This is a genomic window from Dysgonomonas sp. GY75, assembly GCF_015234155.1.
GTDB lineage: Bacteria > Bacteroidota > Bacteroidia > Bacteroidales > Dysgonomonadaceae > Dysgonomonas > Dysgonomonas gadei.
Window position 1 is genome coordinate 1 of sequence record NZ_JADCLQ010000036.1, and the last position, 19,696, is coordinate 19,696.

Genomic DNA, 19,696 nt, shown 5'->3' on the forward strand with positions numbered 1-19,696 from the left:
ATTTAATTTAATAAAAACCCAAATAGTGTACTACACTCTATAATGTTGTTATTTCAGTTCCTTCAAAGATCGCTCTTCCGCCCTACGCAAAACACCCTTCTTTAAACGTGCCCTTTAGTGGTAAAGCGGGTGCAAAAGTAGAAAACAATTCCTTACACTCCAAACTTTATGAAACCTTTTTTTGAAATATTTTTTAGACAAACATTGTAAAATCAAAGTATACACCTAGAATACAACATGTTGTTAAAACCAGAACAAACAAGCCCCATAAAAAGCATAAAATTTACCGACCTATACCGAACTCATAAGTAAGTTTCAAAGCCAATCCATGATATGTAGGTTTGATCGCCACTCTTTTATCGGGTTCCACATCAGACCATTCATAATACGTCGCCTTTTGCAATGAATAAACAAGTCCAATATTCCATGCACTACGTCCTTGCTTTGCAATACTTACCCCGAAGGAAGTACTAAAATAAAAACCTTTTCCCATAGCACCCGAATATCCGACCTTTATATCCCAAAAAGGAGTAGTATTGTCATCCAGAAAATTAATACGTGGATTGATAAAGATGGGCAGAGATGAATCCTTTTTATTTAGAGTCATAGTATAACTTGTTCCCGCACCTACATAAAAAATCGGATTAAACTGATAGCCTATAGATGTTCCATATTCGAACCGGTGATTCTTTGTTTTACCAATACCATGTATATAAGCATAATCAAGAAAAACCCGGAATCCTTTTATTTCCTGATTCCATACCTTCTCCCTCCGCTTGGGTCTTGGGACGCTAAAAGAAATCAAAATGGTTTTAACTATTATACGATAAAATCAATACAATTATTATCTCAGGTCAGAAAAAATATCATTTTATAAAAATCAAAATAAATAGATTTGATTATAATTAATATCTTTGCTGGTCTGAAATATATAGATAAAGTTTTTTTACTTCTATAATATATAATAGTTAAATAATACATCAATATATACTTTGATTTACTTATAATACAACATTATACATGAAAACGTCTCTTTTATCAAAAATCACAATCCCGGCTATTGCTTTATTAGTATCATTTGCATCATGCAAAGACAAGAAGCCTCAATTTACTATTGAGGGAAAAATAAGTAATGCCGACACAACTACACTATATCTGGAGAAAAGATCTCTTACCGAAACAACTATAATTGATTCTGTGAAATTAGATAAAGATGGTAATTTCAAATTCACAGAGGTAAATGTTGGTTATCCTGAATTTTATTTACTAAAGCTAAACGGACAAACAATCAACCTGGCAGTAGACTCAATAGAGACTATTACCGTAAATGCACCGAAAGAAACATTTGCCCTGGATTACACTGTTGATGGCTCTAGTGGTTCGGCTAAAATAAAAGACATAGTTCTGGCTCAAAACAAGCTAAGCCAAACCTTCTCCGAACTGAAAAAGAAATTTGAAAGTAAAGAAATATCACAAGATGAATATATTGCGGCTGTACAAGATGGAGTGAATGAGTACAAAACCAAGGCTAAAGACCTTATATATTCCGATTATAAAAGTTTAGCGGCTTATTTTGCGCTTTTCCAAAAAGTGGATAACTATTTGATTTTCGACCCATACAACAAAAAAGATATAACTGCATTCCAAGCTGTAGCTACAGTATGGGATACACAATATCCGACGTCTCCCCGCACAGCCAATCTGAAAAATTTTACTTTATCTGCTCTGGCTGAAATCCGCAAAGCAGCAGGTCAGGAAGAAGCGATAAACAGAATCGCAACATCGGAAGTTACAGACCATGCTACATATTATAATATAACCTTACCTGATAGACATAACAAGAATATAAGTCTTTCCTCATTGCAAGGGAAAGTAGTCATACTGGACTTTACAGCATATCAAACAGACTTTTCCCCGGCGCATAACATCCTGCTTAATAAGGCTTATGAAAAGCATAAGGGAAATATTGAAGTATATCAGGTTTCATTCGACACAGATGTGCATGCCTGGCAAAACAGCGCTGTAAACCTTCCTTGGATTTGCGTAAGAGATGACAAGTCATTGACTTCCGATTTACTGACAAAGTATAACATTCAGGGATTCCCAACTACTTTCATAATCAATAAAAAAGGAGAGATCGTAAAAAGGGTATTATCCACGGATGATTTATCTTCTGAAGTTCAAAAATTATTATAAAAGTTCTCTAAATATTTTGACGGTATAAAAATTATACCTTATCTTTGCTTGTAATAGATTGAAAAAAGGAAAAGGAGTTCTGGCCTATACGGCAAGGATTCTTTTTCTTTTTGTCGCTTTAAAAAATCAAATGAAATAATAGTCACTAACTAATTTAACTTTAATTACCATGGCTATCACTTACATGACCGAAGACGGTTACAAAAAGTTGAAAGAAGAAATCAGCGCTCTGGAGAGCGAAAGGCCGGCTATCTCGAAACAAATAGCTGAAGCCCGTGATAAAGGCGATCTGTCGGAAAATGCCGAATACGATGCAGCCAAAGAAGCTCAGGGATTGCTTGAGGCAAAAATAGCCCAGATGAAAAATCTGTTGGCAAACGCCCGTATAATAAACGAAGAGGCGATAGGGATCGATGTAGTACAGATACTAAACAAGGTAACTATACGTAACACAAAGAACAATCAGCAGATGACATATACCCTTGTAGCTGAAAGTGAGGCAAACCTGAAAGAAAACAAGATTGCAGTAAACACTCCTGTTGCACAGGGCCTTATGGGCAAAAAAGTGGGTGATGTCGCCGAAATAAAAGTTCCTTCGGGAATGATGAGTTTCGAAATCGTAAACATCTCTATCTAACAGCTGATGGCTAGTATCTTTAGTAGAATAGCAGCCGGTGAGATACCTTCTTACAAGGTGGCAGAGGATGAGAAATTCTTTGCCTTCCTTGATATAAATCCTATGGCTAAAGGTCACACTCTGGTCATTCCTAAACAGGAGGTGGATTATATCTTCGATTTGGACGATGCAGCCATAGGCGAGATGAATATCTTTGCCAAGAAAGTTGCCAAGGCCATCGAAAAGGCTGTTCCATGCCAACGCATCGGCCTAATGGTTATAGGAATGGAAGTTCCTCATGCACATATACACCTGATTCCGATAAATAAGGAATCGGACATGCTGCTATCCAACCCCAGAGTAAAGCTGGAGCAAGCTGAATTCGAAGAGATTGCCCGGACGATTAGAGAAAATATCTGATAAGATTTATTTCAAAATAGGAAGGGCGGGAATCATAAGGTTTCTGCCCTATTTGTTATGTCTTATTTCTTACTATATCTCTTTATCCAATCGAGCAAGAGCAAACAACCGGGACCTCCCACTCCCCCGTGATCAAAGCCCTGTACTTCGTACATGGTCACATCTTTATTTCCAAATGACTTCAGGATAGCTTCCATATGCAAGTTTTCTTCATAGCGCGCTGTCATTTCCAGATTACGGTCTCCCGAAATTAATAAAATAGGAGGAATGCCTGCCCGTGCCTGATTCAATGGTGCATAAGCATCAACTATAGGAAGATTTTGAGGTATCCCCCGTTCTTTCCTTATGGTGTAATGCGTATTAGTCTGGCCACTGATAGGCACCAGCCCCTTTATCTTATCCGCATCGATTCCGTACTTTTCAAGATAACTCTTATCCAGTCCGACCATAAGAGTAAGATAGCCCCCGGCAGAATGCCCCGATACATAAATATCATTCACACTACCGCCATACGACGCGATGTTATTGAAAACCCACGCAACCGAAGCGGCAGCATCCTCTATATATGCCGGATTTGTGGCTTTCGGGCTAAGGCGGTAATTGACTGCCACTACCGCGATACCTTTTTCCTTCAGTTCGTTCGGGATATGCTTTTCCCCGCCTTCAAGGCCTCCGCCATGAAACCAGACCACCACAGGAAAATCTTTCTTATCCACGGGATAGTATATATCCAGTTTACAACGCTCCTTACGGTATGCATCCGTTTCGGCAGCGCCGGTATAAGGTATATCCCTTTTCAGTTCATATGTATTCTGCGCAGTTATGGTCAAAGCACAGAAAAGGAAGATTATGATCAAACTTTTTTTCATATAGTTTATTTATTAATTTAAGATCCAAAATTTATAGTTACAAAAGTAACAGAAAACTAATGTGCCGATTAGTAAATTTGCCGATGTGCCAATTGCGCAAAGCGACTTTACTGTTAATAGTCAACAGTTAACAACCTCGTAACTGGTAACTATGCCTAAAAGGTAACAAAGGTAACACAATTACATTACTTTCTCACCTGTTACTTTTCAGGCTCCGACCACCCCTCATTTATCCCATACCAATATATTCCCAACAAAAGCAATTAGGTAAAAAAATAACAGTTTTTTAGTCTTTGTACACTTTGCGATTCTCTTTGTACGTTTAGTGGTTAATGCTCTTTACCACAAGGGGCACAAAGACTTACACAAAGATCACTATAAAAAAGGTAACAAAGGTAACACCTTTTTCCCAATTTGATATTGTTACTTTTTCTCTCATTTTCATCATCCAAAATATCAAAGAACTTATCTATATAAAAACAAATACTTGTTTAGATATAGATAAACTTTAAGCGATTTTATAGTAATGGATAAAAAATAATGGCGTATTTTTCCTTATCGCTATAGGGGCGAAAAATCTTTCACCCACATAATCAACAGGCGAAAGATTTTTCACTAGTGTCCACTAAAATAAATTAACTCTTTATTCGATGTTATTTTGATATATTTTTCACGCCATCATATTCTATAATAACTAAATGGAGTCTTTTTTCTTGGTATTTTCTAATATATCGTTTGCATTTTGCTATTATAAATTAAAAATATAATTTGAAAAGTACACCTAATATATTAATTCATAAATAATTAGTTTATAGAATCTTAGAAGAATTGTTAATGATTTTTTGTGGACACTAGTGAAAGATTTTTTGCCCCTACAATACCAAATACGACAATAAATATTTACTCATTACTATAAACCTTCAATACTATAAAATGATTATTTTCCCGAAGATCATTTTACCACTCCCCCACCCAATGCCTTATATAAACCTACCATTGAGGATAATTCATTCAGGATGGCAGTATTAAGGGCTATCTCGGCATCGAAGAACTGACGTTGTGCATCCAGCAGGTCAATATAGCTGATCACTCCGTTCACATACTGCAATTTAGCCAGTTCATGGTACGATTTAGCTGAATTGTACAATGCCTCTTGCGAACGATATACTTCTTTCATCTTATTAAAAGTCCCAATGGAATTATTCACTTCTTTAAATGCTTCCAGAACAGACTTCTCGTAAGTATATACTTCTTGTTCATAAGCGGCCTTCGCGGCATTATGCGCCGCTTTATTTTTTCCCATATTGAATATTGGACCTGTAAGAACGCCGGAAATAAACCATGTAGGGCTTTTCAGAAAATTAGACAACTCATCGTTCTCCCCACCCAAACGCCCTGTCAGGCTCAGAGACGGAAACATCTCCGTATAAGCAATGCCTACACGGGCATTCGCCTCTATTAGTTTTTGCTCTGCCTGTATCATATCCGGACGCCGCTTCAGGAGGGATGAAGGCAGATCCACAGGCAGGCTTTGAGGAATTAACTGATGATTTATATCGTCTCCTACCCTCGGTATAGAGCCGGATGGAAATTCTCCGGCCAAGACAAACAAATCATTCTCTTTCAGCTTTATTTCATTTTCCAGATTAGGAATCAGGGTTTCGGTACGTGCAAGTTCCACCAGACTCTGCCGGTATGGTATTTCCGATGTCAGACCTCCCTCGTACCGCAATTTGGCAAAGCGGACACCCTCGCGGCGGGCTTCCAACGTTTGTTTTACGATTTCCAGTTCACGGTCAAGTGCTTTCAGTTCAAAATAAGATTGGGCTACCTGTGCCACAATGGTCAGGTGCAGGGCTCTTTGCGCCTCCACTGTCTGCATATAAGCGGCCACGCCCGCATCATTTGCCCAACGGAGTTTGCCCCAGACATCCAACTCCCACGATACGTTCAGGTTTGCCCGCAGTTCAGGAGTATATTTACTGTTGTCTCCTCCATAGTTCAGATGTTCTTTTTGTCCGGCAAGTTCACCTCCAATCTCAGGAAATAAATTTGCAAAAGAGATACGTTTTTTGGCAGCCATTTCTTTTATACGGGCCACAGCAACAAGCATATCTTTATTATGGCCGAGAGCCTTGGTAATCAATCCCTGCAAAACGGTATCGGAGTATAGCGTACTCCAGCCGATATCAGATGCATCGCCAGTAGCCATACTTCCGGCATCAAAAGCCTTAGGCATATTCATCTCCGGCTGCTCATACTTCTGGCCTATCTTACAGGACGACAACAAAATAACAGAAATAATCAATATATATTTGGGTTTACTCATTTTCATTCCTTTTTATCAGCTTTTTAATTTTCAAGAACTTAGGGAATTTCAATTCAGGAATTCTTAGTTTTTCTTTAAATTTATAAACTAACACAAAGAAAAACGGCACCAGAATTATACCAAATGTAATAGCTATAATCATACCGAAAAACACACCTGTACCAATCGAATGCCTGCTTGCAGACCCCGGACCGGAAGCTATCACCATAGGCAGCATACCCAGTACAAAAGCCAGCGACGTCATCAGAATAGGACGGAAACGCAGTTTCGCCGCCTGCATAGCTGCAAATATCGGCTGCATACCTGAATCCACCTGCTCTTTCGCAAATTCGACTATCAATATCGCATTTTTAGCGGCAAGACCGATAAGAGCTACGAGTCCTATCTGAAAATAAATATCATTGTCGAGCCCTAAAGCCCATATCCCTAAAAATGCACCCAATGCCGCAATAGGCAGGGACAGCAAGACTGAAATAGGTACCGTCCAGCTTTCGTACAAAGCGGCAAGGAAAAGGAATACGAAAAGAAATACCAGTCCCAGCACGATCCCTGTCTGCCCGCTGGCTTTCTGTTCCTGAAACGATAATCCGCTCCATGCCACGCCTATATTTTCAGGCAAATGTTCTTTCGCTATACGCTGTATTTCATGCATAACCTGCCCGGAACTGTGCCCGGCCGAGGGTGTCACCTGCATAGATGCAGATGTATACATGTTGAATCGGGTGATATTACCCGGACCTGTGGTATAGCTTGTCTTCCCTAATGCAGTAAGAGGAACCATATCACCCGTCTTGGTCTTTACAAAGAACAGGTTTATATCGTTAGCCGTAGCCCTGTACGATTGATCGGCCTGTATATAAACTTTATATATACGGTTAAACATATTAAAGTCGTTCACATACACCGAACCCAGATAAGCCTTCATTGTAGAAAAGATATCCGACATAGGTACTCCCAGCAACATGGCCTGATCCCTGTCCACATCGAAATACAACTGAGGAATTTCAGATTGTAAGGAGGATGACACATTCGATATTAGCTTCGATTTCTCCGCATAATACATAAATGTATCTGTAGCCGACACCAGATCATCCCATTGTGCATCGGATTTTGCCTGTAGCTTCATTTCCACCCCTCCGGCAGACCCTAACCCGGGGATAACAGGAGGACGGGAGACAAACGACCTGATCTCCGGATAATTATAAAACTCTTTCTGTACATCGCGCATGACCTCATCTACGCCTTTTTTCCTTTCCTTCCACGATTTCAGAATTACGGTCAGCGTGGTGCGCCCCTGATTTGTTCCTACCCGGGGGCTAGAACCTGTTACATTTTGCACATACTCCACATCGTCGAGAGAGTCTACATATCCGATAGCCCTGTCGGTAACAGTGCGCATACGCTCTAAAGTAGTTCCTTCCGGCATTTCAAGCTCTACTGTAAAATAACCCTGATCTTCCTGCGGTATAAAACTGGTAGGAACAACCTTATTCAGCACAAATATAAAAACCATTACCATCCCGAAGCCCGCTAAAACACGGCGGGGATTACTGATAACCTTCATCAGTATATTTGCATATTTACTATTCCCTGTAGCTAACCAGCTATTTATCTTACGGAAAACAACATTCTTCTTTTTACCTTCTTCTTCGGGACGCAGGATCAAGGCACACATGGCAGGACTTAACGTTAGTGCAACCACTGCCGATATCAATACGGAAACGACTATCGTTACCGAAAACTGCCTGTAAAGAGAACCTGTAATACCATCGAGAAAACTAACAGGAACAAATACGGCTGCCAATACCAGAGACGTCGCAATCAGCGCTCCCGCCAACTGGTTCATCGCCAGATGCGTTGCCTCCCTCGCTCCTATCTTCTTTTCCGCCATAATCCGCTCCACATTCTCCACAACCACAATCGCATCATCGACAACAATACCGATAGACAGTACCAACCCTAACAGGGTCAGCATATTCAGGGAGAAACCCATTGCCAACATAAAACCGAATGTACCTATCAGGGATATCGGTACAGCGACAATAGGGATGATAGAGGCACGCCAGTTTTGTAACGAAAGGAACACAACTATAATAACAAGCGCCAAAGCCTCAAATAACGTTTTATATACTTCATGGATAGATTCCCCGATATACTCCGTCATATCGAAAGGAATCAGATAATCGAGCCCTTCGGGGAAGTCTTGTTTTATCTGCACCATGGCTTCTTTTACCTCTTCGGCCACTTGCATGGCATTGGCGCCCGGAAGCATATATATGCTCAGCATGGTGGCATATTTCCCGTTCAGTCCGCTTTCGGTACTATAAGATGATGCCTCAAGAGAAACCCTTGCTACATCACGCATACGAATAAATGATCCGTCATTATTCGCCCTCACCACAATATCTTCAAACTGGCTGACTGTAGACAAACGCCCTTGCGCTGTAATAGGCATTGCCACATCGACATTTACAATGGGTTGCTTACCCAATTCTCCTGCCGCCGACTCCCTGTTCTGGTCTTTCAATGCATCCTGCAAATCTTTTATCGTCAAGCCGAAACTTGCCAACCGGTCGGGATATACCCATATCTGCATACCGTAATAACGGCTGCCGACATTGGATACACGCCCCACTCCGGGGATACGCCTGATCACATCCAGTATATTTATTGTGGCATAATTACTCAGGTATATCTCATCATATTTGGGGTCATCCGAAGTCAGAGCAATGGTCAATAACTGCCCCGGCGCCTGCTTCTCTACTGTGATACCACTTTGTAATACCTCAGCAGGCAAGCGGCTCTCGGCCAGTTTTACCCTGTTTTGTATCTCAACCGCCGCAAGGTCTGCATTTGTGCTTACATCGAATGTTACAGTAATAGATAATCCTCCCGAGTTGGAACTACTCGACTCCATGTAGATCATACCCGGAGTACCATTCAATTCCTGTTCTATAGGGGTGGCCACAGCCTGCGACACAGTTGTGGCATTCGCCCCCGGATAAGATGCTCCTATCTTTACCACCGGAGGCGTTATCTGCGGATATTGCTCTATCGGCAATAAAACTAAACCTATAATACCGATTATAACAATCAATAAAGAAAGTACGGTAGATAAAACAGGCCTTTCTATAAAAAATCCGGGCTTCATTATTTATCCTCCTTCTTTGTTTCTTTATTTTTTTCCTGATCTATGATTTTTTGCTCTTCTTCCTTTGTACGGGGAATTGCTTTCTGACCATGTACAAGTTTCTGATAACCTTCAACTACAATATTTTCGCCTGCCGAAAGCCCACGTGTAACTACTATTTTGTTATCCTGTTCAGGTCCGGTTTCGACATATCTCTTTTCTATTATACTATCAGGGCGTACAACAAATATAAAAGCACCGCCCTTTTCTATCGAAATTGCTTTCCGGGGAACAACTACTACATTTTCCAAGACATCGAGTAATAGTTTAACCCGTGTAAATTGTCCGGGAAGAAGCACCTGGTTAGGATTCGGTAATTCGGCACGCACGCCGAAAGTGCCGGTCTTCGGGTCCACTTGGGGTGATGCAAAGTCAACAACACCTTTTTCATTATAGACCGAATTATCTGCCAGTGTTACGATAACGGTGGGCTGCCACGAACGGGTAGTATCCAGTTCTCCGAGATGCACGTTTCTTCTCTGGCTACGCAGATAATCCAGTGATGTAAGTTTAAAATCGACAAGTACCGTATCGCGTTTAACAACGGTTGCCAGCAACGATTTCGAATTGCCTACCAGTGTCCCTATATCTACATAGCGTTCACTTATATAGCCGGACAATGGCGAGCGAACCACAGTATAGCTAAGCTGTAGCTCAGCCTGTTCCAAATCAGCCTTGCTCATCGCCACATCGGCCTTAGCCATATTCAATGCCGCTACTGCATTATCCAAATCGAGACGGCTGGCCGCATTCTGATTATATAACGGTTCTATACGCTTGAGGTCGCTCTCGGCTTTCAATTCCTGAGCCTCATCCCTTTTTAGTTGAGCTTTTGCTTTTTCTACTCTGGCCTTGTAAGGTTTATCATTAATGTAGAACAATGGTTCGTTTGCCTTTACTTCTTTCCCTTCACTGAAAGTCATTTTTTCAAGAAAACCTTCCACCCTTGCATGTATCTCTACATTGCGGGAAGCCCTTATTAATCCTACATATTCTCCATAAATTTCGATATTGTCTGTTGCTACAGGCTCTACTTCGACAATAGGGGGATCAACTGATGCCTTTTTACACGCACTCAATAATAGTGTACAGAGTAAAGTTGCGGCTAAAGTACGTCTAATATTATTCATATATAATGTGTTGCAGCACACCTGTTAATGGGTATGCGATTTTTATCTTTCATCATTTATAAAGCACAATGCCAGATATCGCCTGTATGAAAATGCGAGACATTTCATTTTAGTAAAGAACACTTTCTACAGATGAATTGTTTACAGTATAAACAGCCCTAAAATATGCGCAAATTTATAGAATATTGATTAAACTTTAACTTAATCATTTAATAAATAGTATGAATCGCAGCCTTAAAAGACTCTAAAATTCAATAATAAATAGATATTACACACGTGCAATCGTTTGCATAACAAAAAGGTAACATTTACATATTCTTTTAAGTCAAAACAAGATAGGACTTCTCATATTTGTATTGTGAATAAAAGATAACCATGAAACAAAATGATTATTTCTATCCATTTAATTTAATCAGATCAAATTGAAATATACACTGGTGAAACAAAAAACTCTTTTGATACTTATACAGATAAAATCTCAAAACAGAACAATTTTATCTTCCGGTTTTCTTACTGAAAATTTGGAAGTTATCTCTGTTTTGTTAGAGAGAGAGAGAGAGAGAGAGAGAGAGAGAGAGAGAGAGAGACTAACTTTTTTACAAAACAATATACTTTACCTCAAATAGCGAAACAGACTATTTGGGGCTAAGCTATTTATGCGTATACCTATAAAAAAGCGATTTCTTGATAACCAGATTGACAACCGGATCAGCTCTATATACAAATCAATTTATAAAATAAATCAATATTAATTAAAGTTAATCCTTAATATTATTTCGCATGGAAAGAAAGAGAAAGAACAGATGCGCAAAAGTATTCCTGATTATTATGTTAGGAATAATCACTTTGTCATCAAGTATGCATGCCCAAAGTGGCACTATTACAGTAAAAGGAAATGTGAAAGACAGCAATGGCGAACCTATCATTAGTGGTAGTGTTGTTGTTAAAGGCACAACGACAGGTACTGTTACCGATTTGGATGGAAATTATGAACTTAAAGCACCGGAAAACGGAACACTGGTGTTCTCATATGTTGGTTTCACCTCACAGGAAATACAGATTGCCGGAAGAACATCTATCGACGTGGTGCTGAGCGAAGATGCCGAACTACTGAAAGAAGTGGTAATAATCGGTTATGGTAGCGTAAAGAAAGAAGACCTTACAGGTTCTGTAACAGCCATCTCGGCCAATTCCCTGGCTAAAGGGATGGCAACATCAGCCTCTGACCTGCTTATAGGTAAAGCCCCTGGTGTAAGTGTTGTCACAGACGGTGGTGCCCCCGGCTCAGCAGCTAAAATACGTATTCGTGGAGGCTCTTCGATGAAAGCCAGCAACGACCCTCTGATTGTTATCGACGGTGTACCGGTAGACAATACAACATCTATAAATGGTATGGCAAATCCGTTGGCATCAGTCAATCCTAATGATATCGAGAGTTTCTCTGTATTGAAAGACGCTTCTGCTGCCGCGATTTATGGTTCTCGTGCTTCAAATGGAGTTATTATCATTACTACGAAAAAAGGAAGTTCCGGTAAAGCGAAAATCAATTACAACGGAACATTCTCCATCAGTAATAAAACAGACGATATTGATGTGATGAGCGCTGATAACTTCAGAAATTTTGTAAAATCGAAATATGCTGAGGGCAGCAGTCAGGTAAATGCATTGGGAACAGCCAATACAGATTGGCAGGACGAAATATTCCGTACGGCTTTCAGTACAGACCATAATCTAAGCGTAGCCGGAGCTGCAGGAAATTTCCCTTACCGTGTGTCGATCGGTTACACTAACGAAAACGGTATTCTGAAAACATCTTATATGGATCGTTGGACAGGGTCACTGAACTTAAATCCGAAGTTTTTTGATAATCATCTGAGTGTACAACTTAGTCTAAAAGGAATATACAATACAAACCGTTTCGCTGATACAGGAGCAATCGGGGCCGCTGCAGAATTCGACCCTACCCAACCTGTATATAATAGCGACAGCAAATATGGCAACGGATATTATATGTCTCTTAAAGAGGACGGTACTCCTATCGATATAGGTTTGGCAAATCCAGTGGCAACTTTGAATCAAAAAAGAGATGCATCCAGGGTAAAAAGAAGCATTGGAAATATACAATTTGACTATAAGATGCATTTTCTTCCCGATCTGAGGGCAAATCTCAATCTGGGATATGATGTATCTAACAGTATCGGTTGGATCAGTATAGAAGACAACTCTCCATTGAGCTGGGTAACAGGAAACTTCAAAACAGGATTTGGAGAAAACAGAGACTATAAGCAATTGAAACGCAACCAGCTGATGGATTTCTACCTCAACTATGTGAAAGAATTAGGCAGTCACAAGTTTGATGTTATGGGCGGTTATTCATGGCAATATTTCTACAGATCAGAATCTAATATTTATCCATATTCTGAAGCTAAGCAAAATGAATTTGGAGCACTATCTTATAAAGATGGCGATAGCTTCAAAACAGAAAATTATCTGATATCTTACTTCGGACGTTTCAACTATACATTTGCAAACCGCTATTTATTAACAGCTACGCTTCGTAATGACGGGTCGTCCCGCTTTAGCAAAGATAACCGCTGGGGATTATTTCCTTCTGTAGCTTTAGCATGGCGGATAACAGAAGAATCATTCATGAAGAACCAGAATTTACTTTCTGATCTGAAACTTCGCTTGGGATACGGTATCACCGGACAACAAAATTTAGGAACCGGAGATTATCCTTATATGGCTAAATACCAATATAGCAAACCTGGAGCAAACTATTACTGGGGAGATGAAAAAGTTCAATTGATCCGTCCTAACGCTTACGATTCGGAATTGAAATGGGAAGAAACTACCACTTATAATATCGGATTGGACTACGGCTTCCTTGGCAACCGTATATCAGGAGCTGTAGACCTGTATTATAGAAAAACGAATGACATGTTGAATGAGATACCTATACCTGCCGGATCTAACTTTAGCAATGTACTATTGACTAATATCGGAAACATGACCAATAAGGGTATTGAATTTAATATAACTGCCCGTCCGATTGAGACAAAAGATATTAACTGGTCCCTGTCATATAATGTTTCCTACAATAAAAATGAAATTACAAAACTAGCCGAAGACCCGACCAGCATATTCAGATGGGGAGGTATCACCGGCGGTACAGGTAACCAGGTATTAGTACACAAGACCGGCCAACCTTACGGTACATTCTATGTTTATGAACAAATATATGATACCAATGGTAAGCCAATAGAAGGAGCTTATGTAGATCAGAATAACGATGGTGTAATAGACGGAGAAGATTTACGACCATATAAGAAAGCTTCACCTGACGTATACATGGGATTATCATCTCAATTCTCTTATAAAAACTGGGATTTCAACTTCGCATTGCGTGCCAGTTTCGGGAATTATGTATATAACAATATACAGTCAAACCGTGAAGCTTATGGCGGAGCTTGGTTAATGGACCCTACCGGATTCCTTAAAAATAGGGTAAGTAGTGCATCCGATACCAATTTCAGTCAGGCACAGTTTATCTCTGATTATTATATACAGAATGCATCCTTCCTGAGAATGGACAATATCTCTTTAGGATATACATTCCTGAAGCCATTCAAAGGATTGGAATCAGCCCGTCTGTATGCAACCGTTCAGAATCCTTTTATTATCACCAAGTATAAAGGCTTGGACCCTGAGTTCAACAACGATGGTATAGACAACAATATCTATCCTCGCCCACGTATTTATATGCTTGGTTTAAGTCTCAATTTTTAACATTAAACAGATTAGAAAATGAAATCACTGAAATATAAATTTATGACTGTTATGGCTGTTGCCTTAAGCACATTGGCTATAACATCATGCACAGACGATTTAAATACACTGCCTATCGATCCCAATGAAGTAGTTGGCGAAACTGTGTATGGAAAAGAAATAGGGGCCTATAAGTCCGGATTAGCCAAGATATATGCAGGTTTGGCTATTTCGGGAAATAAAGGGGGAGATGATGAATCGGATGTAGCCGGAGTAGACGGGGGTAGCCAAGCCTCATTCCTTCGCGGATTATGGAACTTGCAGGAACTGCCCACCGATGAAGCTCACTGCTGCTGGGGAGACATCGGTATAAACGATTTCAATACTCTTGCATGGAATTCTACCAATGTTTTCGTTAAAGGTATGTATTACAGGCTATACTATCAGATAAATTTATCGAATGAATACCTTCGTGAAACATCAGAAGATAAACTATCTTCAAGAGGTGTGGATGAAAGTGTAAAATCAGAGATACGCGTTCTACGTGAAGATGCGCGTTTCATGAGAGCATTGGCTTATTATTATCTGCTGGATATGTTCCGTAATGTACCATACGTTACAGAAGAAAGTGTTGTAGGAAAAGAATCCGCGCCTCAGATAATGGCTAAAGAATTATTTGCGTATATTGAAAAAGAGCTGACTGAATGCCAAAACGGCTTGTTAGATCCTTTTGTAGGATACAACAGCAAAAATTATGGACGCGTGACCAAAGCCGCCGCATGGTCTCTTCTTTCACGCTTATATCTGAATGCCGAAGCATATATCGGGGAGAAAAAATACACTGAAAGTTTGACATACAGTAAACAAGTATTAAGCGTAGGATATGAACTGGAACCAAAATATGCAGACATATTCAAAGCCGACAATGGTAAATCCAAAGAAATGATTTTCCCGATACGCTATGAGGGTGCAGACACTCAGACATGGGGCGGAATGACATTCCTTCTTTGTAGTACGGTACCTTCAGCTATGCAGGCCGATATTAACGCACAAGGCGCATGGCAAGGCAACCGCGCCCGGATTTCATTGCAGGAAACATTTACCAAACAAAGTAATAATAGTAAAGATATCCGTTATACTATGCTATATCCCACTTTGGCTGATAATATAAATATTGTAGACCCTTCTAATTATAAAAACGGTATACCTGTAGTAAAGTTTTCCAATGTTAATAAAGACGGATCTTTACCGGCAAGCAATATTGCATATACAGACTTTCCTTTATTCCGTTTAGGTGAAATATACCTGAATTATGCCGAGGCAGTTCTCCGAGGAGGAACCGGGGGATCAGAAGCTACAGCCCTCACATATGTAAACGATCTTCGCAAACGTGCCTATGGCAACGATGCAAGCGCAGAAATAAGCCAGGCCAATCTCACATTAGACTTTATTCTGGATGAAAGAGGACGTGAATTATTCTATGAAGCTCAACGCCGTACAGACCTTGTACGTTTCGATAAGCTCACCACAGGATCTTACACATGGCAATGGAAAGGTGGAACATACGGAGGAACATCTGTAGATAAGAAATTCAATATATACCCTATTCCGGCTGATGATATGGGAGCTAACCCTAATCTGACTCAGAATGAAGGCTATAATTAACCATCTCTAAACAAAAAACACATTAGAATATGAAAAAGTTAAATATACTGCTGACTTGCTTCATCGCTTTGTTCATCTTTGTTGCCTGTTCCAACGATGATGATCACATAAAACTGGGAGATGAAAGCAACATTGAAAAACCGGTGTTTACACAAAGTACGCTTCAGGATTTTGTTATAGACAAGGATACTAAAATGTCTGAAAAAATAGGAACATGGTCGTGGACAAGAACCGATTATAATATACAGGCTGCACCGGTTTATACCATCGAAGCGGCGACAAGTTCAACCTTTGAAAATGCTCAAGCTATAGTAACATCATACTCAAACAATGCAGAAATAACATATAAAGTTTTGAATGACGCCGCATTATTGTTTGTAAAGGAATCTCAACCAATAACGCTCTATTTACGTTTGCGAACAGGGCTTAACACCGTAGGAACAGGCCCGGTTTTCTATTCCGATATAAAAAGCGTTGCGTTCACTTGCTATGTTGCATTTCCTAAAGAACTATATATGGTGGGCGCTGATTTCGGAAATTGGAACTGGGATTCGGATGGAATCGTTTCATTAATTCCTATACAAAATAATGATGGAGAGGATGGAGCGTTCTGGTGCATCAAATATCTCACTGCCGGCAACGGCTTTAAATGGTCTCCTGACAAGACTTGGGCTACTGCTTACGGAAAGATGGATACAAACACTGGTTTCTCCAATGATGGTGATGGAAATGCTGTTGTCGCTACAAGCGGATTGTATGTAATATTCGTAAACTATCCGGACAAAGCAATTGCCATCGAACCGGCTAAAGTATATGGTATGGGAGATGCTTTCGGTGGATGGGACACAGGTAAATATCCTTTCACTATAACCGGAAACAAAGCTACAATTGTAACAGTAGCATCAAACAATTTGAGGATGTATGCATCTTCGAATGCTATAGATGCTTATAATAGCGATTGGTGGAGACATGAGTTCAATATATTCAGTGGAAAGATCGTTTATCGTGCTACAGGAGGAGATCAGGATGCAGTTCCTGTTGCAGCTGGCAAAACAGTCACTCTCGACTTTAATGCCGGAACAGGAACAATCCAATAAATAAAATATTAATAAATACCCTTTTCGAAAAAGTGAGGACATGTCCTCACTTTTTCTTTTTATATCCTTGCAAACGTTTGCAAACTTTTTAGCCCGCTTTAATAAATATACAGGCTGCTATTGATTCTTTAAAAGCGTTTCTTTGCTGTGTAAAACTTTTAAAAGAATCATGAAGAAAGTAATAAGTATTTCCATTTTTATCAGCTTTTGTTTAATATTCCAGACAATGAAAGCACAAGAACTAAAATCACCGGATGGTAATCTCACGCTCAAATTCTCTATCCAGAACGGAGGTATCCCAACATATGCTCTAACATACAAAAACAAAGATGTTATAAAAACATCCAAACTCGGGCTGGAACTGAAAGACGACAGTGACGCACACACAGACTTCAGTGACTTTTCGGTAAAGCCAAAAGACAATAACCCAAGTGAAGATAAAGTATCTTTACTGAACGGTTTTGAAATAACAGATACTAAAACATCTACATTCGACGAATCGTGGAAGCCGGTTTGGGGAGAAGCGAACCAAATCCGGAATCACTATAACGAACTTGCCGTCACTCTGAACCAGAAATCGACAGACAGGCATATAGTTATCCGTTTCCGTTTGTTCGATGACGGACTGGGATTCCGTTATGAGTTCCCTGAGCAAAAAAATCTCACATACTTTGTAATCAAAGAAGAAAGAACCCAGTTTGCCATGGCCGGAGATCACAAAGCTTTCTGGATTCCGGGCGATTATGATACACAGGAATATGATTATACAACATCTAAGCTATCCGAGATCAGAGGATTGATGAGTAAAGCTATTACACCGAATTCATCTCAGACTCCTTTCTCTGAGACAGGGGTGCAAACAGCATTGATGATGAAAACCGATGATGGTTTATACATCAACCTGCACGAAGCGGCATTGATCAATTACTCTTGTATGCATCTCAATCTGGATGATAAAAATATGATATTCGAATCATGGCTTACTCCCGATGCACAAGGTTACAAAGGCTATATGCAGGCACCGTGTCATACGCCATGGCGTACGGTTATCGTAAGCGACGATGCCCGCAACGTATTGGCTTCACACATCACACTCAACCTGAATGAGCCTTCTAAAATAGAAGATACATCATGGATCAAACCCGTAAAATACATTGGAGTATGGTGGGAAATGATTACCGGCAAAAGCTCTTGGGCATACACTGATGACGTGTATAGCGTACAACTGGGTGTTACCGATTACAGTAAAACCAAACCAAATGGCAAGCATGCCGCCAATACTGAACATGTGAAAGCATATATCGACTTTGCGGCGTTACATGGTTTCGACGGTGTACTTGTAGAAGGATGGAATGTAGGATGGGAAGACTGGTTCGGTAAATCGAAAGACTATGTATTCGACTTTGTAACTCCTTATCCCGACTTCGATGTTAAAGAGCTGAATGCATATGCAAAAAGCAAAGGTGTGAAAATCATGATGCATCACGAGACTTCATCGTCGGTACGCAATTACGAACGTCACATAGGCAAGGCATATCAATTTATGGTTGATAATGGATACAACTCTGTTAAAAGCGGCTATGTAGGCAATATTATCCCTCGTGGCGAACATCATTACGGACAATGGATGGTAAATCACTATCAGTATGCATTCGAGAAGGCTGCCGATTATAAAATCATGGTAAATGCCCACGAGGCAGTACGTCCGACAGGTGTATGCCGCACATGGCCAAACCTTATAGGAAATGAATCGGCTCGCGGAACAGAATATCAGGCATTCGGCGGTAATAAACCGAACCATGTCACTGTACTTCCATTCACCCGCCTTATCGGAGGCCCTATGGATTATACTCCGGGTATCTTCCAGATGGATGTAAGTAAATACAATCCCGACAATAATTCGCATGTGAACAGTACTCTGACCAATCAACTGGCACTGTATGTAACCATGTACAGTCCGTTACAGATGGCAGCCGATCTGCCCGAAACATACAACCAATATCTGGACGCATTCCAATTTATTAAAGATGTAGCTATAGACTGGGACGAAAGTAAATATCTGGAAGCTGAGCCGGGTGAATATATTACAGTTGCCCGTAAAGCAAAGAATTCAAACAACTGGTTCGTAGGCAGTGTATGTGACGAGAACGGGCGCATATCAAATATCACATTCGAATACCTGGATCCGGCAAAAACATACATCGCAACTATATACAGCGATGCGAAGGACGCTCACTACAAAACAAATCCTCAGGCATACGCTATCCGCAAAGTAGCGGTAACCAGCAAATCGAAGTTATCGCAGCTATGCGCACCTGCCGGAGGTTACGCCATCAGCATTATAGAAGCTGATAAGGCGCAGACAAAAGGATTGAAAAGACTGTAAAAGGTTTAGATTCTAAATTGGTTATCAAAT

Annotated in this window: 12 protein-coding genes; 7 read left to right on the plus strand and 5 right to left on the minus strand. The window is 40.2% G+C overall.

Annotated elements, in window-relative coordinates:
- Positions 1 to 283: 283 nt before the first annotated feature.
- Positions 284 to 805, minus strand: coding sequence for a hypothetical protein (locus IR083_RS12535; RefSeq protein WP_194224565.1), 522 nt, complete (start codon positions 803 to 805; stop codon positions 284 to 286).
- 215 nt (positions 806 to 1,020) lie between these two features.
- On the opposite strand from IR083_RS12535, the gene IR083_RS12540 reads away from it, so the two are divergent.
- The 3 genes from IR083_RS12540 (at position 1,021) to IR083_RS12550 (ending at position 3,232) form a co-directional block, all read left to right on the plus strand.
- On the plus strand, positions 1,021 to 2,196 hold the full coding sequence (locus tag IR083_RS12540; RefSeq protein ID WP_194224566.1) for a TlpA disulfide reductase family protein: 1,176 nt from the start codon (positions 1,021 to 1,023) through the stop codon (positions 2,194 to 2,196).
- A 169-nt stretch (positions 2,197 to 2,365) separates the two neighbouring features.
- A complete protein-coding gene (gene greA, locus IR083_RS12545; protein WP_194224567.1) occupies positions 2,366 to 2,833 on the plus strand; it encodes a transcription elongation factor GreA in 468 nt (155 codons plus the stop codon).
- Between the two features lie 6 nt (positions 2,834 to 2,839).
- A complete protein-coding gene (locus tag IR083_RS12550) occupies positions 2,840 to 3,232 on the plus strand; it encodes an HIT family protein (RefSeq protein ID WP_006799588.1) in 393 nt (130 codons plus the stop codon).
- A 62-nt stretch (positions 3,233 to 3,294) separates the two neighbouring features.
- Here IR083_RS12550 and IR083_RS12555 read toward each other — a convergent pair whose 3' ends face one another.
- The 4 genes from IR083_RS12555 to IR083_RS12570 all read right to left on the minus strand — a co-directional run bounded on the left by IR083_RS12555 (position 3,295) and on the right by IR083_RS12570 (position 10,750).
- On the minus strand, positions 3,295 to 4,101 hold the full coding sequence (locus IR083_RS12555; protein WP_194224568.1) for an alpha/beta hydrolase: 807 nt from the start codon (positions 4,099 to 4,101) through the stop codon (positions 3,295 to 3,297).
- 952 nt (positions 4,102 to 5,053) lie between these two features.
- Entirely contained in the window at positions 5,054 to 6,436 is a 1,383-nt protein-coding gene (locus tag IR083_RS12560) for an efflux transporter outer membrane subunit (RefSeq protein WP_194224569.1), read from the minus strand.
- Complete coding sequence (locus tag IR083_RS12565; protein ID WP_194224570.1) at positions 6,423 to 9,581, minus strand: efflux RND transporter permease subunit; 3,159 nt, start codon at positions 9,579 to 9,581, stop codon at positions 6,423 to 6,425. The genes IR083_RS12560 and IR083_RS12565 overlap by 14 nt, the downstream gene beginning before the upstream one ends.
- Complete coding sequence (locus IR083_RS12570) at positions 9,581 to 10,750, minus strand: efflux RND transporter periplasmic adaptor subunit (RefSeq protein WP_006799592.1); 1,170 nt, start codon at positions 10,748 to 10,750, stop codon at positions 9,581 to 9,583. Before IR083_RS12570 ends, IR083_RS12565 begins: the two co-directional genes overlap by 1 nt.
- A 780-nt stretch (positions 10,751 to 11,530) precedes the next feature.
- Between IR083_RS12570 and IR083_RS12575 the strand changes: the two genes are divergently transcribed.
- The 4 genes from IR083_RS12575 (at position 11,531) to IR083_RS12590 (ending at position 19,666) form a co-directional block, all read left to right on the plus strand.
- On the plus strand, positions 11,531 to 14,539 hold the full coding sequence (locus IR083_RS12575; protein ID WP_194224571.1) for a SusC/RagA family TonB-linked outer membrane protein: 3,009 nt from the start codon (positions 11,531 to 11,533) through the stop codon (positions 14,537 to 14,539).
- 18 nt (positions 14,540 to 14,557) lie between these two features.
- The gene (locus tag IR083_RS12580; protein WP_194224572.1) at positions 14,558 to 16,183 is read left to right on the plus strand and encodes a RagB/SusD family nutrient uptake outer membrane protein; all 1,626 of its coding nucleotides are present in this window, start codon (positions 14,558 to 14,560) and stop codon (positions 16,181 to 16,183) included.
- A gap of 29 nt (positions 16,184 to 16,212) precedes the next feature.
- Positions 16,213 to 17,280, plus strand: coding sequence for a SusF/SusE family outer membrane protein (locus tag IR083_RS12585; RefSeq protein ID WP_194224573.1), 1,068 nt, complete (start codon positions 16,213 to 16,215; stop codon positions 17,278 to 17,280).
- Between the two features lie 169 nt (positions 17,281 to 17,449).
- Positions 17,450 to 19,666, plus strand: coding sequence for a glycoside hydrolase family 97 protein (locus tag IR083_RS12590; RefSeq protein WP_194224574.1), 2,217 nt, complete (start codon positions 17,450 to 17,452; stop codon positions 19,664 to 19,666).
- Positions 19,667 to 19,696 lie beyond the last annotated feature (30 nt).